Raw genomic sequence first — 20,122 nt, forward strand, 5'->3', positions numbered from 1 at the left:
GGGGCCCTCCTACCCTGTGCGGGTGAATCAGCAGCCCGGCCAGCCCCATCCGCAGCACCCCCAGGGTCCGCCGCAGAACCCTTACGCCCCGCAGCCGCCGTACGGGCAGTACGCCCACCCTGCCCCGACGGGGTACGCACCGGGGCCGTACGCCCCGCCCCCTTACGCGCCGGGGCCGTACGGCCCGCCGGCCCCCGTCTCGTCGGTGCGTCCGGACGCCGAGTTCCACGAGCTCACCCGTGGCCCCCGCCGTGCCTGGTGGCGCCCCGTCGTGGCCCTGCTCCTGTGGATCCCGGTCGGCATCGTGGTGGCACTCGTCGCCATCGTGGCCATGCTCGCCCCGATGCTGTCCATCGAGAGCCAGCGGCAGGGGTTCGAGCAGGGTGGTGACGGCATGCCGGAGGTCTTCCACCCGCTGACCTTCCTGGGCATGAACGCCGGCCTGGCCGTCCTCGTGCCGGCGGCCGTCGGCGTGCTCGCCCTGGCCTACTGGATGCGGCCGGGCTTCGCCTCCTCGGTGGCGGGGCGCTTCCGCTGGGGCTGGGCGCTGCGTGTGCTCGTGGTGCTCACGCCGTGGTGGGTGCTCTACCTGCTCGGGACGGCCGCGCTGGCCGGGGAGAGCTTCACGCCGCACCCGCACCGGTACTTCTGGTGGATGCTGCTCGTGGTGGTGCTGACCACGCCCCTGCAGGCGGCCGGCGAGGAGTACCTGTTCCGCGGCTTCGTGATGCAGTGGTTCGGCAGCTGGATCCCGTGGACGTGGCTGGCCCTGGGGCTGTCCACGGTCACCTCGGTGAGTCTCTTCGCCCTCGCGCACGGCTCGTTGGACCCCTGGGTGCTCGCCGACCTGGGCCTGTTCGCCCTCGTGGCCCTGGTGATGATCGTGCGCACCGGCGGCATGGAGGCGGCCGTGGTCATGCACTCGGTCAACAACGTGACGCTCATGGTCATCTCGCTGTTCTTCGGCGGTTTCGAGGACGGCTTCGTGGGCGGCGACACCACCTCCACCCCGGCGGTCCTGCTCATGAGCGTGCTGCTGCAGGGCGTGGGCCTGGCGCTGGTGGAGTGGCAGTGGCGCCGCAGCGGGCTGGGCAACCGCACCGCCGCCGACCTGCAGGAGCTGCTGCACCCCCGCGACCGCGTGGGGGCCGCCGCCCGCTGACCACGCACGGCCGCTGGCCGGCACGCACTGAAGGGGCCGGAGCGCATCAGCGCTCCGGCCCCTTCAGTGCGTGGAGGGCGGGGAACCACCACCCGGTCCCGTCCTCCGGTACCGCTCGGGCCCCTGCGCCCTGCGATGCCTGAACAGTACCCAACTCGCTAAGGCAAGGCAAGCCTTACTCGACGATGCGGTGAGAGGTGAGCTGTGGGCCGGTCGGGCGGGCTGGCGGGGCTGCGGGAGGTGGTGGTCCGGAGGGGTGTCCTATCGGCCGATAGGTCGACCGAATCCCAGTCACCCGCCTGCGTATCGGTCGACCTATCACGCGATAGGACACCCCTCCCACGAGGGCCGGGGTCGCCTCACGGCCACGTGGTCAGGTGGCCGCGCGTGCCGGTACGCGTCCGCGCGGCACCACCATCGGCGTGCCGGTCACGGGGTCGTCCACCACGAGCGAGTCCAGCCCGAACACCTCGCGCACCGTCTCCTCCGTGATCACCTCGCGCGGCGTCCCGGCGGCCACGAGCTGCCCGGCGGCCATTGCCACCAGGTGGTCGGAGACCCGCGCGGCCAGGTTGAGGTCGTGCAGCACCATCACCACGGTGGTGCCGCGCTCGACGTTGAGCTGCGCCACCAGGTCCAGCACGTCCACCTGGTGGGCCAGGTCGAGGAAGCTCGTCGGCTCGTCGAGCATGAGCACGTCGGTCTGCTGCGCCAGCGCCATCGCGATCCACACGCGCTGCCGCTGCCCGCCCGACAGCGCCGCGACGGGACGGTCGGCCACGCCCAGGGTGTCGGTGCGCCGCATCGCGTCCTCCACCGCCTCGTGGTCCGCCGCCGACGCGGGCCGCCACGCCGCGCGGTGCGGGTGCCGGCCGCGAGTCACCAGCTCGGCCACCGTGAGCCCCGCGGGCACGAGCGGCTGCTGGGGGAGCAGCCCGATGGTGGTGGCCACCTGCCGGGTGGGCAGGGAGTGCAGGTCGGTGCCGTCCAGCGTCACCTGTCCGCCCGCTGGCTTCAGCAGCCGCGCCAGACCGCGCAGCAGGGTGCTCTTGCCGCACCCGTTGGCGCCCACCAGCGTGGTGATGGCCCCGTCGGGCACGTCCAGGCTCACGCCGTGCACCACCTCGGGGCCGCCGTAGGAGAGCCGCAGGTCGCGGCAGGCGAGTCGGGCGGTCATGAGGACATCCACCTCCGAGAGGTCAGGAGCAGGCCGAGCAGGAAGGGGCCGCCGGCCAGGCCGGTCACGATGCCCACGGGCAGGTTGCCGCCGGGGGCCAGGTAGGCGCCGGTGTAGTCGGCCGCCAGGAAGATGCAGGCGCCCACCAGCCCGGCGCCCAGCACCGTGGTGCGCCCCTGGTTGAGGGCGCGCGCGATGGGGCCGGCCAGGAAGGCGAGGAAGGCCACCGGGCCGCACACGGCGGTGGCGGCGGCCACGAGCAGCACGGCCAGCAGCATTGCCAGGCCACGCAGGCGGGTGGGGTGCTCGCCGAGGCCGGTGGCGAGGTCGTCGCCCAGCTCCAGCACGCCCAGGCGCGCGGTGGTGGCCACGAGCAGCGGGAGCAGCACCGCGACCAGCAGCGCCAGCACCCCGATCTCGCGCCACAGCACGTCGTTGACGCTGCCGGAGAGCCACACCACCGCGTCCTGCGCCTTGTGCAGCTCCGTGCGCAGCAGCAGCCAGTGGATCCCCGCCATGAGGGCGGCCGAGAGCCCGATGCCGGTGAGCACCATGGTGTGCGCGGCGGCATCGGCCGGGCCGCGCCGTGAGAGCAGCACCAGCAGGCCGGTCACCGCCAGCCCCCCGCCGGCTGCGGAGAGGGCCACGGCCGGGCCGGTCCAGTCCAGCACCACGAGGGCGAAGAGCGCCCCGAAGCTGGCGCCCACGCTCACGCCCACCACGTCCGGGCTGGCCAGCGGGTTGCGCAGCACCGACTGGAAGGTGGCGCCGGCGGCCCCGAAGGCCAGCCCGGCCACCACGGCGGCCGCCGCGCGGGGCAGCTTGGACTCCATCACCAGGAAGCTGGCCACGGGGATGTTCTCCCCGCCCAGGATGCGCAGGAAGTCCGGCAGGGTGACGGTGTAGTCGCCCAGCAGCACGCGGGCGGCGAACAGCGCCAGCAGCAGCACGGCCAGGCCACCCAGCACGATGCCGTGGCGGCGCCCCACCGCGCGCAGCGTCCGCCGCGGGCTCGGGGCGGACTGCGGTGCCGGCGCCCCCGCGCGCTCGGCCCCCCCCGCGTCGTGGCACTCATGTGTGCACCCTTCGACGGGCCACCAGCAGCACCAGCGCGGGTGCCCCGATGACGGCGGTCATGATCCCCACGGGCACCTCCGTGGGCGGCAGCACCACGCGGCCCAGGGTGTCGGCGGCCACCACGAGGGCCGCGCCGAACACCGCGCTGCCCAGCATCACGCGGCGCTCGTCGGGGCCGGTCAGCGAGCGCACCAGGTGCGGCACCACGAGCCCCACGAACGCGATCGGCCCCGCCAGCGCCGTGCCGGCGGCGCACAGCATCACCGCGCCGGCGGCCACCACCAGCCGCACCAGCCCCACGCGCTGCCCCAGGCCGCGCGCCAGGTCGTCGCCCAGCGCCAGGGTGTTGAGCCACCCGCCGGCCGGCAGGGTGAGCACGAACCCGGCCACCAGCACCGGCGCCACGGAGGCCACCAGGCCCAGGTCGCGCCCGGCCACGGTGCCCACCTGCCACACCCGGAACACGTCGAGCGCGGCCAGGTCCACCACCATCAGCCCCGAGCCGAGCGACCCGGCGGTGGCCGCGAAGGCCGCCCCGGCGATGGTGAGCGTCACCGGCTGCGCCCCGCCCGGTCCAGCCGCGGCGATGCCGTAGACCACCACGGCGGCCAGCGCCGCCCCGGCCAGGGCGAACCACACGTACTGGCCCTGCTCGTGCAGTACCCCGGTGGTGAGCCCGAGCACCACGGCCAGCGCCGCGCCGGAGTTGACGCCGAGGATGCCGGGGTCGGCCAGGGGGTTGCGGGTGAGGGCCTGCATCGCGGCCCCGGCGCACCCCATCGCGGCACCGACGAGCACGCCGAGCACGGTGCGGTCCACGCGCGCCTCGACGATGCCGGCCGCCTCGCCGCCGCCCCCGCGCAGCGCCGACCAGACGGCATCGACGGGCACCATCGTGGCACCCACCGCCAGCGAGGCGAGGACGGCGACGGCCACGGCCACCAGCCCGCCCCCCAGCAGGAGGGCGAGCCGGCGGCCGTGGCCGTGCGGTGCGAGGTGCGAGGTCACTCGGCGGACGACGCCCCGGCCGAGGAGCCCTCGCTCGAGCCCTTGGCCTTCTCGGCGGCCCTGGCCAGCTCGGGCACGAACTTCTCCAGCGCGGTCGGGATGCTCAGCGGGGTGGGGCTGGGCATCGGGAAGGAGGCCACCGGGTCGGTGGCTGCCACGTACGAGCCGCGCTGGAAGGCCGGGATGGCGGCCAGCTGCTTGTTGCCGGTGACGGCCTTCTCGGTGCCGGCCTCGTCGGCGTAGAACACCACCACGTCGGCGTCCACGGTCCTGGCCTTCTCCGCGGAGACGTCCACCTGGAAGGTCTTCTCGTCCTTGCTCAGCTCGCCGATGAGGGGCGCGTTGACCATGCCCAGCTCCTCGAGCATGCGCGGGCGGTTGTCGGTGGTGGTGTACAGCGCGAACGTGGACAGGTCGGTGGGGGAGAAGGAGGCCCACGCCACGGTGGCGCCCTTGAGCGCCGGGTACTTCGCGGCGGTCTCCTCCACCTGCTTCTCGGTGTCGGCGATGACCTTCTCGGCCTCGTCCGAGTTGCCCAGGGCCTGGCCGGTCATCTTCGTGGAGTCCTGCCAGCTGGTGCCCCAGGTCACCTCGGGGTAGGCCACCACGGGGGCGATCTTGCTGAGCTTCTCGTACTCCTCGGGCGTCACGCCGGAGTTGGTGGCCAGGATGACGTCGGGCTGCAGCTTGACGATCTCGTCCACCGGGGCGCCGTCGGCGTCGGAGTAGCGGGTGATCTCGGCCTTCGGGTCGAGCTCGTTGACCTTCTTGTCGAACCAGTCGGTGGACTTCTTGGCATTGCCGCCCCAGGTGATCTGCGGGGCGCCGGTGGGCACGACACCCAGAGCGGCCACCACGTCGTGGTCGGACCAGCCGAGGGTGGCCACCTTGGTGGGCTGCTGCTCGATGGTGGTCTCGCCCAGGGCGTGCTTGACGGTCACCGGGAAGGCGGCGTCCCCGCCCTCGGAACCGCTGCTCTGACTGGAGCTGCCGGAGGCGCCCTCGGAGGGCTTCTCCTCACCGGCGGGACCGGTGGAGCAGGCGGTCAGGGTCAGGCTGGCGGCGGCCAGGACGGCGCCGGTACGCACGATGCGCATGGGTCTCCTCGGGATCTACCGACGCGCCACCTCGATGCGAGGGGAAGGCAAACCTGACCCTTGCGATGCGGTGGGCGCCGGCGCCCGAACTCCGCACCGGTGCTGATCTCGCCCTGCCACCCGCGCCGAACTCCGCACCGGTGCCGAATTCGCCCTGCCACCCGCGCCCAATTCCGCACCGGTGCTGAACTCGACAGTCGAGTTCAGCACCGGTGCGGAATTGGTGGTGGGCCCCCGCCGGGCGCCTCAGCCGCGCGACACCTCCGGCAGCCGCAGCCCGAGTGCCGATCCCAGCACGCCCAGCGCCGCCAGGAAGGCCAGCGGCCACCAGGGCGTCACTGTGGCCAGGGCGCCGGCCACCGCGCCGGCGGCCAGCAGCACCACCCCGATGATCGTGTTGCCCGCTGCGGTGTAGGCGGTGCGGGTGTCGCCCGCGGCCATGTCCACCAGGTAGGTCTTGCGGCCGGTGCGCACCCCGGTGTGGGCCAGCGTCACCAGGAAGTAGGCCACCGGCAGCACCCACGCCATCGGCCCCGGGGGCAGCACGGCGGCCAGCAGCAGCACCACCAGCACCACCGCGGTGGCCGCCCCGGAGGCCACGGCCATGAGGCGCCGGCTGGAGCGGTCTGCCGCGCGCCCCACCAGCCGCCCGCCCACGAGCGAGGCCAGGCCGGTGCCCAGCACGAAGGGAGCCAGCCCGGTCAGGGGAGTGGTGCCCTGCGTGGCGGCCGCGGCCACCAGGAAGGTGGGTGTCAGGGCGGTCACCAGCAGCAGGGCGCGAACGGTGACGAAGGCCCGGAAGTCCGGCGCATCGCGCCACAGCGCCCACGGGCTCACCGGGGTGTCGGCCTTCCGGGTGTCACCGGCCGGCTCCTCCACCCGGTTCCACAGCACCGCCGTGCCCACGAACAGCAGCGCCGCGCCGGCCGCCAGCCAGGCCAGGTGTTGCGGCGAGGTGCCCTCGCCGGCCAGGCGCAGCCCCACGCCCACCGTGAGCGCCAGGGCGCCGGCCACCACGGTGGCGGTGCCGGTGAGCTGCCCGCGCTGCCCCTTGGGCACGGTGCGCCCCTGGGTGTCCTTGCTCGCCAGCGAGGTCAGGGCGCGCCCGCTGGCCAGTACCGCCAGACCGGCCAGCACGCCGAGCCCGGCGCCCAGCCCGGTGAGCAGGGCCAGTGCCAGCGCGATGCCGGCCGCGCCCACCGCCTGCGCGAGGCCCCCGACGGCCACCAGCCCGTGGCGCCGCCGGTGCGAGACCACCCACGGCGTGAGCGCGGCCTGCGGCAGCATCGACCCGGACTCGCGCACCGGCACGAGCAGGCCGACGGTCCACCCCGGCGCACCGAGGCCGGTGAGGGCCCAGGTGAGCACGGTGGGGGCGTGCACCAGCTGGTCGGCGGCGTTGAGCAGCGAGGTGGCCCCCAGGATGCGCAGGCCGTTGCGGGGCAGGGCCTCGGCGGCGGTGGGCTCCAGCTGCTCGGTGCCGGCGTCGGGGTCCTCCACCACGGCGTCCCACGCCCGGCTGAACTCGCGGTCACTCACCATCGGGGGTCTCCTCCGGGGTCGGCCAGAGGGCCTCCACGGCGGCGCGGAAGTCCTCGGGGGACGGGGTGCCCAGCAGGGTGCTCTGCACGATGAAGCCCTGCCCCAGGGCGAGCAGCGCCGGCAGGGCCCGGCGGGCCTCGGTGGCGGCCGCCGCGGGGGTCAGGCCGCGCCCGTGGGTGAACCACGCCTCGAGGTAGGTCAGCGCCCCCTGGCTCACCTCGGCGAACACCGCGCCGGTGCGCTCGCGCAGCGCCTCGTGGTGCGCGGCCGAGGCCCAGATGTCCAGCACCAGGGCGGCCTCGCGCCCCTGGGGCAGCTGGCCGACGAAGGCGCCCAGCGCGGCGGTGGGGTGGGGCACGGGGCGCTCCTCGGCGAGGGTGGCCATGCTCGCCAGCCGGGTGCGGATCACCTCCACGGCCACGGCCACCACCAGCTCGTCCTTGCTGGCGAAGTAGCCGTAGATGGCACCGGCCGAGAGGCCCGACTCCTCGATGACGCGGGCCATCGACGTGGCCTGCAATCCGTCGCGGAGCATGGCGGTGCGGGCGGCGTCGACGATGCGCTGGCGCTGCGCCTCGCGGCGCTGGGGGGTGAGGCGGGGCATGTGAGACACCTTACAGAGCGGTCGTTCTTTTTGCGCTCGGGGTGCCGCGGTCTTACGCTGGCGAACGATCGTTCTTTTTGTGAAGGGGCCCCCATGGCGCCGTCCACCAGCCTCACCGCGCCCGAGCGCGCCGAGCACCCCACCCCGACCTACGAGAAGGTCGACCGCCGCAGCCCCTGGGGCACCGCCCTGCGCACCGCCGCCCTGGCCGCCACCGTGGTCACCCTGGTACTGCTGGCCTTCCTGTGGCCCACCGTCACCTCCACCCCCAAGGACCTGCCGGTCGCCGTCGTGGGCGACCAGGCCACCGTCGACCGCATCCAGGCCGGCATGGAGCAGCAGGCCGAGCACACCGGCGGCCAGGTGCCCTTCGACCTGCAGCGCGTCGACTCCCGCGAGGCCGCCGTGCAGGGCATCCGGGAGCGCGAGCTCTACGGCGCGTTCGTCGCGCCGAAGGCCCCCACCGACCGCCTCGAGGTGCTCACCGCCGGCGCGGCCAACGCCTCGGTGGCCCAGATGCTCACCTCCGCCGGGCAGGGCATGAGCACCGCCGTCGCGCAGCAGGTGGCCCAGCAGGTGCCGGCCCAGAAGAAGGCCGCTGTGCTTCAGCAGGCGCTCGCCGGCCCGCGGGTGACTGACGTCGTGCCCCTCACCGAGGGCGACCCCCGCGGTGCCGGCCTGGCCGTGGCCTCCCTGCCGCTCACCATCGGTGGTCTGCTCGGCGGTGTGCTGCTGAGCAGCGGCGTGCGCGGCACCTGGCGCCGCCTCGTGGGCGTGCTCGCCTACGCCGCGCTCGGCGGCCTGGCGATGGTGGCCGTGCTCGACTGGTGGTTCAACCTCCTGCCCGCCCCGGGGCTCGCGCTGTGGGCCTCCATCGCGCTGAGCCTGGGTGCCACGGTGGCCCTCATCGTGGGGCTGCACAGCGCCATCGGCGCCCCCGGCATCGGCATCGGTGCGCTGCTGACCATGCTCATCGGCAACCCGATCTCCGGCGCGCAGTCCCCGGCCGAGTTCCTCCCCGGCGCGTGGGGCGCCATCGGGCAGTTCTTCGTGCCCGGCGCCACCGGCACCCTGGTGCGCGACCTGGCCTACTTCCCCGACGCGTCCACGCTGCAGCCGTGGCTGGTGCTGGCCGGCTGGCTCGCGCTGGGGCTGCTGCTCGTGGTGGTGGGCCACCACCGCACCGGCGGCCACGGGCACGAGCACGTGGAGGCCTGATGTCCGCCTCGCGCCTGACCAAGCCCTCCCCGCGCCCGCTCGAAGCGGGGGAACCCGCCGCCGCCCCGGCCGTCACCGTCCGCGGGCTGCGGGTGGTGCGCGACGGGCGTGAGGTGCTGCCCGGCATCGACCTGGAACTGCCCGCCGGGCGGGTCACCGGGCTGCTGGGCCCCTCGGGCAGCGGCAAGTCCACGTTCATCCGCGCCGTGGTGGGCGTGCAGAGGGTGACCGCCGGCGAGGTGACCGTGCTCGGGGAGCCCGCCGGGTCGCCGGCCAACCGGGCCCGCGTCGGGTACGTCACCCAGTCGCCCGCGGTGTACGCCGACCTCCCGGTGCGCGCCAACCTGCGCTACTTCGCCGCGATGGCGGGGCTCTCCGGGGCCGCCGCGCGCGATGCGGTGGAGCGGACCCTGGCGCAGGTCGACCTCACCTCCCGCGCCGACGCCCGCGTCTCGTCGCTCTCCGGAGGCCAGGCCTCCCGGGTGTCGCTGGCTGCAGCCCTGGTGGCCGACCCGCAGCTCCTCGTGCTCGACGAGCCGACGGTGGGCCTGGACCCGGTGCTGCGGCGCTCGCTGTGGGAGCTCTTCGACCGCCTCGCCGGCGAGGGGCGCACCCTGTTGGTGAGCAGTCACGTCATGGACGAGGCCACCCGTTGCGACCACCTCGTGCTGCTGCGCGAGGGGCGCGTGCTGGCCGGCCTCACGCCGGCCGAGCTGCTGGCCCGCACCGGTGCGTCCGATGCCGAGGGGCCTTCCTGCGCCTGGTGGAGCAGGGTGCCGACCACACCCCGGAGGAGACCCGATGAGCCCCCGCCGCACCCTGGCCACGGCCGTGCGCGTGCTGCGCCAGCTGGCCGGCGACCCCCGCACCGTGGCCCTGCTGGTGGTGGTGCCGGCCGCCCTGTTGGCCCTGCTCGGCTGGGTCTTCGACTTCTCCGGCGCCTACGACCGCATCGGCCCGGTGCTGCTGCCGGTCTTCCCCTTCGTGGTGATGTTCATCGTCACCTCCGTCGCCACCCTGGGGGAGCGGCAGTCCGGAACCCTGGAGCGCCTGCTCACCACGCCGATGGCACGGGTGGACCTGTTGGGCGGGTACGCCCTGGCGTTCACGGTGATGACGGTCCTGCAGATCGCGGCCACCTCGCTGGTGGCGTGGTGGGTGGGGCTGAAGGTGGCCGGTCCGTGGTGGGCCCTGGTGCTCGGGGCCCTGTTCTGGCAGAGGCGGGTGGGCGACTGAATCTCGCCTGCCCGGATCCGCAGCCTGCCGCCACGCACGCCCCCCACAAGATGTGGGGTTGGCGCCACCCGGGAAGCCCCGTATATGGTGCTCGTGCTGGTCCTCCCCGGCACCGCCACGCGCCCCCGAGCGGGCGCCTAGGGCATCGCGGGGGAGGGGCAAGAGGGAACCCGGTGCGAGTCCGGGACTGCCCCGCAGCGGTATTCGGGAACGACCGCCGTCACACAGCACTGGGTGCAGCCAGCACCTGGGAAGCGACGGCCAGTAGGCACCCGTCCGGCACCTGCCGGACGCCTCGGTGACGAGGACGCCCGTGAGTCCGAAGACCTGCCAGCGCCCGGCCGCGACCGCGGCCGGTCCGTCGAGCCGCGCGGGACGGCTGGCAGACGCACGTCCGGACACGGGCGCCGGCACCGCCGTGCCGCGCGCCCACCGCTGCCCGGCCGGCCGACGCCCCCACCCCTCGCGGCGCGAGCTCGCGAGGAGAGGGCATGACCACCCACACCGCCGGCCCCGGCACCCCCGCCCAGCCCACCCTGGACGGCACCCCCACCACCTCCCGCCACCCGATGCGCGTCGTCAAGCGCAGCGGTGAGCACGAGGAGGTCGACCTGGCCAAGATCGTCACCGCCATCGAGCGCTGCACCGACGGCCTGCCCGAGGTAGACCCCATGCGCGTGGCCACCCGCACCATCGCCGGCCTCTACGACGGCGCCACCACCGCCGAACTGGACAAGCTCGCCATCGCCACCGCTGCGGAGATGACCGCCACCGAGCCGCAGTACTCCCGCCTGGCCGGACGGCTGCTGGCCGGCACCATCGACAAGGAGGTGCGCGGCCAGGGCATCGCCACCTTCAGCCAGGCCGTGCGTACCGGCCACGAGCAGGGCCTCATCGGCGACGTGACCGCCGCCTTCGTCGCCGAGCACGCCAGCCTCCTGGACGATGCCGTGCACCGCGCTCAAGCCGCCCACGCCGACTGGCGCTTCGACTACTTCGGCCTGCGCACCGTGTACGACCGCTACCTGCTGCGCCACCCCCTCACGCGGGCGGTCATCGAGTCGCCCCAGTACTGGCTGATGCGCGTGGCCGCCGGGCTCTCGCGCACCGCGCCGGAGGCGGTGGAGTTCTACGAGCTGCTCTCCTCCCTGGCCTACCTGCCCAGCTCGCCGACCCTGTTCAACTCCGGCACCCGGCACACGCAGATGTCCAGCTGCTACCTCATCGACTCCCCGCGCGACGACCTCGACTCCATCTACGAGCGCTACCACCAGGTGGCCAAGCTCTCGAAGTTCGCCGGCGGCATCGGCCTGGCCTTCTCCCGCATCCGCTCCCGCGGGGCGCTGATCCGCGGCACCAACGGCCACTCCAACGGCATCGTGCCGTGGCTGCGCACGTTGGACTCCTCGGTGGCGGCGGTCAACCAGGGCGGCCGGCGCAAGGGTGCGGCGTGCATCTACCTCGAGCCGTGGCACCCGGACGTCGAGGAGTTCCTCGAGCTGCGCGACAACACCGGCGAGGACGCCCGCCGCACGCACAACCTCAACCTGGCCCACTGGATCCCCGACGAGTTCATGCGCCGTGTGGAGGCTGATGGGGAGTGGTCCCTCATCGACCCCGATGCCGTGCCGGAGCTGCCCGACCTGTGGGGCCCGGCCTTCGACGCCGCCTACCGCGCCGCCGAGGAGCGCGGTGACGTGGTGCGCACCGTCTCGGCGCGCTACCTCTACGGACGCATGATGCGGACCCTGGCCCAGACCGGCCAGGGGTGGATGACCTTCAAGGACGCCTCCAACCGGGCGTGCAACCAGACCAGCGACGACCAGACGCCGCGGGTGGCCGCCGACGGCACCGTCCAGCCGGCCCCGGTGGTGCACCTGAGCAACCTGTGCACCGAGATCATCGAGGTCACCAGCAACGACGAGACCGCCGTGTGCAACCTGGGGTCGGTGAACCTCGCCCAGCACCTCCGATGGAGTGACGGCACCACGGGTGCCCGCCCGCAGGACGCCGCCGCACGCGCGGTCGGCGTGGACGAGGAGAAGCTGCGCGCCACGGTGCGGCTGGCGGTCACCTACCTGGACCGCGTCATCGACATCAACTACTACCCCTCCGAGCAGGCGGCGGCGTCCAACCCGCGCTGGCGCCCCATCGGCCTGGGCTCGATGGGTTTGCAGGACGTGTTCTTCGCCCTGCGGATGCCGTTCGACTCGCCGGAGGCGCGCGAGCTGAGCACCCGGATCGCCGAGGAGATCCAGCTCTCCGCGCTGGAACGCTCGGCCGAGCTCGCCGAGCAGCTCGGGGCACACCCGAGCTTCGACGAGACGCGGGCTGCGAAGGGCCAGCTGCAGCACGACCTGTACGGGGTGACCCCCACGCAGACCGAGCGGTGGGCGGCGGTGCGCGCCCGCATCGCCGAGCACGGCCTGCGCAACTCGCTGATGATCGCCATCGCGCCCACGGCGACGATCGCCAGCATCGCCGGCTGCTACGAGTGCACCGAGCCGCAGGTGAGCAACCTGTTCAAGCGCGAGACGCTCTCGGGGGAGTTCATGCAGGTGAACACCGCGCTGGTGGGCGAGCTGAAGTCCCTGGGTCTGTGGACCGACACGGTGCGCGAGAAGCTCAAGGCCGACAACGGGTCGGTGGCCGGCATCGCCGACCTGCCGGAGGAGGCCCGGCGGCTGTTCCGCACCGCGTGGGAGCTGCCGCAGAAGGCGCTCATCGAGATGGCCGCGGCCCGCCAGGCGTACGTGGACCAGAGCCAGAGCCTGAACCTGTTCATGGAGAGCCCCCACATCGGCAAGCTGAGCTCGATGTACCTGTACGCGTGGAAGGCCGGGCTGAAGACCACGTACTACCTGCGCAGCCGGCCGGCCACCCGCATCCAGCAGGCCACCGTGTCCGGTGTGCGTGCCGGCGCGAGCTGGGGCGCCGCGACGGGTGCCCCGGGCGCCAGCCAGCCCACGGCCCCTGGTGCGCCGGGCGTGGTCGGCGGGCTCACCGCATCGGAGCCGGTGCGGACCTTCACCGATGCCGAGGCGCTCGCCTGCTCGCTGGAGAACCCCGAGGCCTGTGAGGCCTGCGAGTAAGGCACCCGCGCACCCCACCCCCCGCGCACCCCCCCACGTTGAGTCGTCGTTCTCCGGGGTCCGGAGGGCTGATTCACCCCGAGGAACGACGACTCAACATCGATGAGGAGACTCCCGTGACCCAGCCGACCGACCCGACCAACCAGACCGTCACCAAGAACCAGGCCGCCGCCACCCACACCGACCACGTGGAGGCCGACCTGCACGACGCCGTGGCCCAGGGCTCCCGCCTGCTCGACCCCGGCATGTCGCTCACCCTGCGGCCGATGCGCTACCCGCAGTTCTACGAGATGTTCCGCGACGCCATCAAGAACACGTGGACGGTCGAGGAGATCGACCTCCACAGCGACCTGTCGGACCTGCACACCAAGCTGACCCCCGCCGAGCGCCACCTCGTGAGCCGCCTGGTGGCCTTCTTCGCCACCGGCGACACGATCGTGGCCAACAACCTGGTGCTCAACCTGTACCAGCACGTCAACTCCCCGGAGGCGCGCCTGTACCTCAGCCGGCAGCTGTTCGAGGAGGGCGTCCACATCCAGTTCTACCTGACCCTGCTCGACACCTACGTCCCGGACGAGGCCGAGCGCTTCGAGGCCTTCGCCGCCGTGGAGAACATCCCCTCCATCCGCAAGAAGGCCGAGTTCTGCTTCCGGTGGATCGACTCCATCCAGGACCTGGACCGCCTGGAGACCAAGGAGCAGCGCCGCCAGTTCCTGCTGAACCTCATCTGCTTCGGCACCTGCATCGAGGGCCTGTTCTTCTACGGCGCGTTCGCCTACGTGTACTTCCTGCGCAGCCGGGGTCTGCTCAACGGTCTCGCCTCGGGCACCAACTGGGTGTTCCGCGACGAGTCGATGCACATGGCCTTCGCCTTCGAGGTGGTGGAGACCGTGCGCACCGAGGAGCCCGACCTGTTCGATGCGGAGATGGCCGGCCAGGTGCGGCAGATGCTCATGGAGGCCGTCGACGCGGAGGCGCAGTTCGCCGAGGACCTGCTGGGTGGCGGCGTGGCCGGGCTGTCGGTGGCCGACATGCGCGCCTACCTGGAGAACGTGGCCGACCGCCGCGCCGTGCAGCTGGGCATGCCGGAGATCTACGGCACCAAGAACCCGTTGGCGTTCATGGAGCTCCAGGACGTGCAGGAGCTGAGCAACTTCTTCGAGCGCCGCGTGTCCGCGTACCAGGTGGGCGTGGAGGGCAGCGTCTCGTTCGACGAGGACTTCTGAGCCGCTGACTCAGAACCCGCACTGCCCGATGGGGGGGGGTCGCCACGTGGCGACCACCCCCCATCGGCGTCGTGCCCGTCCAGGGGCCGGGCTGGACGCGCGTCAGACGCGGACCGGCTCCGGTGCCCGCAGCTGGTTGTCCTCGTCGTTGGTCTCGGACTCGTCGAAGCCGATGCCGCCGTAGGAGGCCGTGGGGACGGGGTCGGCGCTGGTCGCCTTGCCGGTGGCGCTGATCTGCAGCTGCAGCACGGAACCGGCCGGGATCGGCTGGTTGAGGGACCAGTCGGTGTCGAGGCCCGCGCTGTCGCGCCTGGTCTCCAGCGTGACCGGCTGGCCGTCGAGGGTCGCGGACTCGCACCGGAAGGTCTCGAAGTACTCCCCCCAGGTGTGGACGTTGCCATCATCCACGTAGGTGGAGTTGGCGAAGTAGTACACCGAGATGTCGGCGGGAACGGGGTTCGGGCCGTCACTGGTGACGGTGATCGTCGAGGGGTAGGCGATGTCGGCGGCGCCATCGCTGCACTCCACGCGCACGGTGTCGAAGGTGCCGGAGATGGCACCGTTCCACGGGGTCACCTCGCCGTATTTCACCTCCAGCACCCGGGTGTCGTTGGACGGGTCGGCGTCCGGCACCTGGGTTGCGATGTCGATCGTCATCGGCAGGTAGTCCTGCCGCACCTCGGTCACGCCGTCCTCGGGCATCTCGGAGAAGGCGATGTCCATGCTCGGACCCTCGTACTGCCCGGGCTCCACCGCAGCGATGACGGCGAACACGGCGGTCACCAGGTCACCATCCGTGGTGGTGGTCGGCTCGGAGAGCAGCGCCGGGTTGTAGTCCGTCAGGTCGCCCCACAGGCGCCGGTCCCAGGAGACGGTCAGGGTCACCCCGGTGGCGGGGGAGGCAGTGGTCCCGGTGTTCTCCAGCGTCCATACCCCGAGGTTGGCGCGGTTCCAGGCGTCCCGCTCGGGGGTGTACCAGGTGATCATCTGGCCCTTGTAGCTGGCTGCATTCAGGTCGTAGGTGGCCCCGCTGGCCGCGACCGCCGGAGCGGCGCCGGCGGCCAGGACGACCGGAGCGCTCCACGCTCCGGTCCTCACGAGGGTGCGACGGGTCAGGTTCATGGTTCCCCCTGGTGGGTCGACGACGAGTGCCGGATGCCCCCGGCGGCTCGATGTTAAAGCGATCCGGGAGTCCCGTGACCCGCCGACGGGCGGACCCCTGCGCGGTGTGCCTGCACCTTCGGTGGGGGCGGCCGCCACGGCGCTCAGCCGCGCGCCGATGTGCACCAGCGCGTTGCCGGCGTTGACCAGCGGCATCCCGGTGCGCCCCACCACCATCCCGTCGCGGTCGGCCTTGACCACGGCCAGGGCGCGCCCGAACGAGTTCCCCAGGCCCCCCAGGCGGTCACCCCGGGTGACCTCCTGGCCCAGGGCGCACTCCACCTGGAGGATGCCGGTGCGCCGCGCTCGCGGGCCGCCTGCCGCAGCGACCTGTCGCGGATCTGCGCGTGCAGCATCGCCGGCGCACCGAACGCGGTGGCCAACCGGCGGGTCAGGTCGTCGTCCAGGTCGGCCCGCACCCGTCGGATCACCTCCACGCCCACCACCTCGGCCCCGGTGACGGTGCGCGTCACCGGCAGCTCCACCTTCTGGGCACGCCCGGCACGCACCCGCACCGGCCCGATGCCGAAGCTCTCGCGGGCCACTCAGCGCCCCCGGTTGCGGCGGCGGTCGTGCACCGGACGGGTCACCTCCACCGCGTCGGCCTCGGACTCCTGCCAGGGGTTCACCCAGAAGGTCACCTGCTCGGTGCCGTCGGCGTCGGGCAGGGCGACGAGTTCCGCTCCACCGTGCACCGCGGCGGCAGCGTGGAGCCGGTCACCCTCGCCCCGGCCTACGAGGAGACCGCGGTGTGCGCCGCCCAGATCATGGGCCTGCGGGTGGCCGGCGTGGCCGAGCTGCTCGTGCACGCCGGCCACGAGCTGGTGGGCCGCACCCTGGCCGACTCCGGCCTCAGCGCAGGCTGAGGTCGTCCACGAGGAAGGACGTCTGGCCGCCGGAGTCCTCGGTGGCGGTGAGCTCCAGCACCACGGTCTGCCCCGCCCACCGGGCCAGGTCGGCGGTGCGGGTGGTGTAGGTGCTGCCGTGGTCGGCATTGGAGAAGGAGGCCACGGTGCCCAGCAGGCGGCCGTCGGTGCCCAGCACGCGCACCTGCATGCGGTCGTACGGCTGGGAGCGGTAGTACTCCGAGCTGTCCACGCGCAGGCGGAAGGCGAGCGTGGTGGCCCCCTGCGGCACGGTCACCCTCTGGCGCACGGTCTCGGTGCGGGCCTGCCCGTAGCCGCCGAGCCACAGCTTGGAGCTGCCGCTGGCCGCGGTGTACTGCGCGGAGTTGATGGTCCACGTGTCGCCGGTCCAGCCGGTGGTCCCGGCCTCGAAGTCGCCGTTGACGATGCCGCCGGTGGGCTGCGGGTCGGTCGTGGTGCCCCCGGCGGTGAGGGCGGTGGTGTCCAGCAGCAGGTTGGGCGAGCCGTAGGTGCCGCTGACCATGCCCTGGGTGGCGGTCTGCCGCAGGGCGGAGGCCACCTGCTGCACGGTGGCGGTGGGGTTCTTCTGCAGGTAGAGCGCCGCCGCGCCGGCCACGTGCGGGGCGGCCATGGAGGTGCCGCTCATGGTGGCCCAGCTGGCGTCGCCGGAGATGCCGGCCGAGAGCACGTTGCTGCCCGGGGCGAGCAGGTTGACGCACTGGCCGTAGTTGGAGAACCCGGAGAGCCGGTCGTACCGGTCGGTGGAGCCGACGGTGAACGCCCCGGAGGCACGCCCCGGCGAGGTGGAGCAGGCGTCGGCGGAGTAGTTGCCGGCGGCCACCACGGAGAGCACCCCGCTGGCGTTGAGGCGGTTGACGGCGGCGTCCACCGAGCTGTTGGCCGGGCCCTGGATGCTCAGGTTGGCCACCGACGGGCCGGAGTGGTTCTGCGCCACCCAGTCGATGCCGCCGATGATCCCCGCCCAGGAGCCCTGGTTGTCGCAGCCCAGCACCCGCACCGGCACGATGCTGACGTCCTTGGCCACGCCGTAGGTCTCGCCGCCGACGGTGCCGGCCACGTGGGTGCCGTGCCCGGCGCAGTCGTTGGTGCCCCAGCCGTCGTTGACGAAGGTCACGCCCTGGCGCACGCGGCCGGAGAAGTCCTGGTGGCTGGCCCGCACCCCGGTGTCGATGACGTAGGCCGTCACCCCGGCCCCGGTCTGCTGGAACGAGTAGGTCCCCGAGAGCGGCAGCCGGTCCTGGTCCACGCGGTCCAGGCCCCACGGGGCGTTGGCCTGCGTGCCACTGCCGGTCACCACGGCATCGGGCGCCACGCTGGCGATGCCGGGGGTGCGGCGCAGCTCCGCGGCCTCGGCGTCGGTGAGCTCCACGGTGTAGCCACCCACGCCGCGGAAGCGCTGGGAGACCTCCAGGCCGCGCCCGCGGGCACGGTCCGCCTGGCGGTCGGTGGCCCGGGCGACGGCGGCCCGGGCGGTGGGCGAGGCCATCGCGGCCGGCCCACGGCGTGCGGCGTCGGGCAGGTCCACCATCACGATGTGGAGGCGGCCGCCGTCGGTGTCGGCGGACCCGGCAGCGGCGGGCGCGAGGTCGGAGGATCCGCCCACCGGCGCGGCGGGCAGCGGCAGGGCGGTGGCAGCGGTGGTGGCGCCGGCCAGGGAGGCGACGGTCAGGGCGAGCAGGGAGCGGGTCAGTGTGCGCACGGCGGGGTCCTTCGGCATCGAGGGGGAGGGGAGGACGGCAAGGGGTGGTGCACGAGGTGCGGGGTGCCCCTCAGGACACCCCGCACCGTTCACACGTGGCGGGAGGTCAGCGCACCGCGACGTCGTCCACGAGGAAGGACGTCCGGGAGCTGTTGTCCTCGGTGGCCGTGAAGCGCAGCGTCACCTTCTGACCGGCGTAGCCGGACAGGCTGTTGCTCCGGGCGGCGTAGGAGGTGTTCTCGTTGTCGTTGCCGTAGGTGGCCAGGGTCTTCAGCACGGTGCCGGAGGGGCTCAGCAGCTGCACCTTCATCGAGTCGTAGCGCGGGCTGCCGGAGAACTCGCGGGAGTCGATGCGCAGCTTGTAGTCCAGCGCGGTGGCGCCCGCGGGGATGGTGAGGGTCTGGTCCACCGTGTGGGTCACCGCGTACCCCTCGCCACCCAGCCACAGCTTGTTGCTGCCCGAGGAGGCGGTGTAGCCGTCGTTGCCGATGGCCCAGGTGTCGCCGGTCCAGCCCGTGGCGCCGGCCTCGAAGTCACCGTTGACCACGACACCGGTCACCGGGTCGGGGTCCGGGGTGGTGGTGTCGTTGCCCAGCAGGGCGGTGGTGTTGAGCATGAGGTTGGGCGAGCCCTGCACGTTGGTGATGGTGTTGGGCGTGGCCGAGGACTTCAGCGCGTTGGTCACCTGGGAGACCGAGGCGGTGGGGTTCTCCTGCAGGTAGAGCGCGGCGGCGCCGGCCACGTGCGGGGAGGCCATCGACGTGCCGGAGATGGTGTTGGTGGCCGTGTCGGAGTCCTTCCACGCCGAGGTGATGTCCGAGCCGGGCGCCAGGATGTCCACGCACGAGCCCCAGTTGGAGAACCAGGACAGCGAGTCGGTCCGGTCCGTGGACCCCACGGTGATGGCCGAGCTGGCGCGGGCCGGGGAGACGTTGCACGCGTTCTGCTGCTCGTTGCCCGCCGCCACCACGGTGACCACGCCGGAGGCGGTCAGGCGCGCCACGGCGGCGTCGGTGGCGGCGTCGGCGTACCCGCCCAGGCTCATGTTGGCCACGGACGGACCGGTGTGCTTCTGGGCCACCCAGTCCATCGCGGCGATGATGCCGGCGGTGGGCCCGCTGCCGTCGCAGCCGAGCACGCGCAGCGGCACGAGCTTGACGTCCTTGGCCACGCCGTAGGTCTCGCCGCCGACGGTGCCGGCCACGTGGGTGCCGTGACCCTGGCAGTCGTTGGTGCCCATGCCGTCGTTGATGGCGCTGGCGCCGCCGGAGACGCGGCCCGAGAGGTCGCCGTGGGTGGCGCGGATGCCGGTGTCGATGACGTAGGCGGTCACGCCCGCACCGGTCTGGGAGTAGCTGTACGTGCCGTTGAGCGGCATGTCCGCCTGGTCCACGCGGTCCAGACCCCACGGGGCGCTGGTCTGGCTGCCGGCCACCGACACGGTGCGGTTCTCGGTCACCGAGGCCACGGACGGGTCGTTGCGCAGGGCCCTGACCTGGGCCGGGGTGAGGTCGGCGGTGAAGCCACCGAGCGCGGTGAAGCGGTCGCCCACCCTGACGCCCTTGGCGGCCCAGCGGTCGGCCTGCTTCTGGGTGGCACGGGCCACGGCGGCCCGGGCGGTGGGGGACGCCATGGCCGAGGGGCCGGACCTCACAGTGGAGGGGAGCTCCAGCATCACGATGTAGCCGGAGTCGGGGACGTCGAGCAGCTCGGCCTGCTGCGCGGCGGGCTGGGCGTCGGGGGCGGTGAACGGCGCGGCGGTGGCGCTACCGGCACCCAGGGTGAGGGCGGTGGCGGCGGTGAGGGCGAGGGTGGTACGCGACAGGCGCATCGGAACTCCTTGTGCGAGGGGTGGCCGGGCGAGGGGGGAGGGGGTGTGCGAGCCCGGCCGGTAGACGGAGTTTCTGGTGCGGTGTGGGAGGAGGACAGGTACCTG

Annotated in this window: 15 protein-coding genes, 2 pseudogenes and 1 riboswitch; of the genes and pseudogenes, 7 read left to right on the forward strand and 10 right to left on the reverse strand. The window is 73.3% G+C overall.

The genetic code is table 11. The annotated features are described in order from the left end of the window. The first annotated feature begins 22 nt into the window (after nucleotides 1–22). The gene (locus CYJ76_RS04435) at nucleotides 23–1,162 is read left to right on the forward strand and encodes a CPBP family intramembrane glutamic endopeptidase (RefSeq protein WP_144043034.1); all 1,140 of its coding nucleotides are present in this window, start codon (nucleotides 23–25) and stop codon (nucleotides 1,160–1,162) included. 373 nt (nucleotides 1,163–1,535) lie between these two features. Here the strand turns inward: CYJ76_RS04435 and CYJ76_RS04440 are convergent, their stop codons facing one another. From CYJ76_RS04440 to CYJ76_RS04465, 6 genes are all read right to left on the reverse strand, one after another. Next, nucleotides 1,536–2,339, reverse strand: a complete 804-nt coding sequence (locus tag CYJ76_RS04440; protein ID WP_101849373.1) for an ABC transporter ATP-binding protein — start codon at nucleotides 2,337–2,339, stop codon at nucleotides 1,536–1,538. Then, nucleotides 2,336–3,328, reverse strand: a complete 993-nt coding sequence (locus tag CYJ76_RS04445) for a FecCD family ABC transporter permease (RefSeq protein WP_238138147.1) — start codon at nucleotides 3,326–3,328, stop codon at nucleotides 2,336–2,338. Before CYJ76_RS04445 ends, CYJ76_RS04440 begins: the two co-directional genes overlap by 4 nt. An 82-nt stretch (nucleotides 3,329–3,410) precedes the next feature. Further along, nucleotides 3,411–4,424, reverse strand: a complete 1,014-nt coding sequence (locus CYJ76_RS04450; protein WP_101849375.1) for a FecCD family ABC transporter permease — start codon at nucleotides 4,422–4,424, stop codon at nucleotides 3,411–3,413. Beyond that, nucleotides 4,421–5,521, reverse strand: coding sequence for an iron-siderophore ABC transporter substrate-binding protein (locus tag CYJ76_RS04455; protein WP_101849376.1), 1,101 nt, complete (start codon nucleotides 5,519–5,521; stop codon nucleotides 4,421–4,423). The genes CYJ76_RS04450 and CYJ76_RS04455 overlap by 4 nt, the downstream gene beginning before the upstream one ends. 246 nt (nucleotides 5,522–5,767) lie before the next feature. Then, on the reverse strand, nucleotides 5,768–7,063 hold the full coding sequence (locus CYJ76_RS04460; RefSeq protein WP_101849377.1) for an MFS transporter: 1,296 nt from the start codon (nucleotides 7,061–7,063) through the stop codon (nucleotides 5,768–5,770). Beyond that, nucleotides 7,053–7,667, reverse strand: coding sequence for a TetR/AcrR family transcriptional regulator (locus CYJ76_RS04465; protein WP_101849378.1), 615 nt, complete (start codon nucleotides 7,665–7,667; stop codon nucleotides 7,053–7,055). Before CYJ76_RS04465 ends, CYJ76_RS04460 begins: the two co-directional genes overlap by 11 nt. 93 nt (nucleotides 7,668–7,760) lie before the next feature. Between CYJ76_RS04465 and CYJ76_RS04470 the strand changes: the two genes are divergently transcribed. From CYJ76_RS04470 to CYJ76_RS04490, 5 genes and pseudogenes are all read left to right on the forward strand, one after another. Continuing rightward, nucleotides 7,761–8,885, forward strand: coding sequence for a hypothetical protein (locus CYJ76_RS04470; RefSeq protein ID WP_101849379.1), 1,125 nt, complete (start codon nucleotides 7,761–7,763; stop codon nucleotides 8,883–8,885). Further along, nucleotides 8,885–9,457 (forward strand): annotated as a pseudogene (locus tag CYJ76_RS04475) (ABC transporter ATP-binding protein); the annotation flags it as partial. The gene CYJ76_RS04470 and the pseudogene CYJ76_RS04475, both read left to right, overlap by 1 nt. Before the next feature lie 229 nt (nucleotides 9,458–9,686). Beyond that, nucleotides 9,687–10,121 carry an ABC transporter permease gene (locus tag CYJ76_RS04480; RefSeq protein ID WP_238138148.1) on the forward strand — a complete coding sequence of 145 codons (435 nt, stop codon included), beginning with the start codon at nucleotides 9,687–9,689 and terminating at the stop codon, nucleotides 10,119–10,121. A gap of 163 nt (nucleotides 10,122–10,284) precedes the next feature. Further along, a riboswitch (cobalamin riboswitch) is annotated at nucleotides 10,285–10,450 on the forward strand. A 162-nt stretch (nucleotides 10,451–10,612) separates the two neighbouring features. Continuing rightward, the gene (locus tag CYJ76_RS04485; RefSeq protein WP_101849380.1) at nucleotides 10,613–13,213 is read left to right on the forward strand and encodes a ribonucleoside-diphosphate reductase subunit alpha; all 2,601 of its coding nucleotides are present in this window, start codon (nucleotides 10,613–10,615) and stop codon (nucleotides 13,211–13,213) included. A 116-nt stretch (nucleotides 13,214–13,329) separates the two neighbouring features. Further along, complete coding sequence (locus tag CYJ76_RS04490) at nucleotides 13,330–14,439, forward strand: ribonucleotide-diphosphate reductase subunit beta (protein WP_083323548.1); 1,110 nt, start codon at nucleotides 13,330–13,332, stop codon at nucleotides 14,437–14,439. A 102-nt stretch (nucleotides 14,440–14,541) separates the two neighbouring features. Here CYJ76_RS04490 and CYJ76_RS12400 read toward each other — a convergent pair whose 3' ends face one another. Continuing rightward, entirely contained in the window at nucleotides 14,542–15,882 is a 1,341-nt protein-coding gene (locus CYJ76_RS12400; RefSeq protein ID WP_180802209.1) for a hypothetical protein, read from the reverse strand. Nucleotides 15,883–16,145: 263 nt separating this feature from the next. Continuing rightward, on the reverse strand, nucleotides 16,146–16,295 hold the full coding sequence (locus CYJ76_RS12405; RefSeq protein ID WP_168168457.1) for a hypothetical protein: 150 nt from the start codon (nucleotides 16,293–16,295) through the stop codon (nucleotides 16,146–16,148). Between CYJ76_RS12405 and CYJ76_RS04500 the strand changes: the two are divergent. Continuing rightward, nucleotides 16,266–16,391, forward strand: a pseudogene (locus CYJ76_RS04500) (30S ribosomal protein S6--L-glutamate ligase); the annotation flags it as partial. The gene CYJ76_RS12405 and the pseudogene CYJ76_RS04500 overlap by 30 nt on opposite strands. Before the next feature lie 61 nt (nucleotides 16,392–16,452). Here the strand turns inward: CYJ76_RS04500 and CYJ76_RS13070 are convergent. Next, the gene (locus CYJ76_RS13070) at nucleotides 16,453–18,186 is read right to left on the reverse strand and encodes a S8 family peptidase (protein ID WP_101849393.1); all 1,734 of its coding nucleotides are present in this window, start codon (nucleotides 18,184–18,186) and stop codon (nucleotides 16,453–16,455) included. 106 nt (nucleotides 18,187–18,292) lie between these two features. Beyond that, nucleotides 18,293–20,017: a S8 family serine peptidase gene (locus CYJ76_RS04510; protein ID WP_101849381.1), complete on the reverse strand. Its 1,725-nt coding sequence runs from the start codon at nucleotides 20,015–20,017 to the stop codon at nucleotides 18,293–18,295. Nucleotides 20,018–20,122 lie beyond the last annotated feature (105 nt).

The sequence above is a fragment of the Kytococcus schroeteri genome, from assembly GCF_002847825.1.
Lineage (GTDB): Bacteria > Actinomycetota > Actinomycetes > Actinomycetales > Dermatophilaceae > Kytococcus > Kytococcus schroeteri.

Coding starts and splice junctions, on each gene's coding strand:
- CYJ76_RS04440 (WP_101849373.1), bottom strand. CDS start 2,339: ATGACCGCCCGACTCGCCTGCCGCGACCTGCGGCTCTCCTACGGCGGC.
- CYJ76_RS04455 (WP_101849376.1), bottom strand. CDS start 5,521: ATGCGCATCGTGCGTACCGGCGCCGTCCTGGCCGCCGCCAGCCTGACC.
- CYJ76_RS04460 (WP_101849377.1), bottom strand. CDS start 7,063: ATGGTGAGTGACCGCGAGTTCAGCCGGGCGTGGGACGCCGTGGTGGAG.
- CYJ76_RS04465 (WP_101849378.1), bottom strand. CDS start 7,667: ATGCCCCGCCTCACCCCCCAGCGCCGCGAGGCGCAGCGCCAGCGCATC.
- CYJ76_RS04470 (WP_101849379.1), top strand. CDS start 7,761: ATGGCGCCGTCCACCAGCCTCACCGCGCCCGAGCGCGCCGAGCACCCC.
- CYJ76_RS04480 (WP_238138148.1), top strand. CDS start 9,687: ATGAGCCCCCGCCGCACCCTGGCCACGGCCGTGCGCGTGCTGCGCCAG.
- CYJ76_RS04485 (WP_101849380.1), top strand. CDS start 10,613: ATGACCACCCACACCGCCGGCCCCGGCACCCCCGCCCAGCCCACCCTG.
- CYJ76_RS04510 (WP_101849381.1), bottom strand. CDS start 20,017: ATGCGCCTGTCGCGTACCACCCTCGCCCTCACCGCCGCCACCGCCCTC.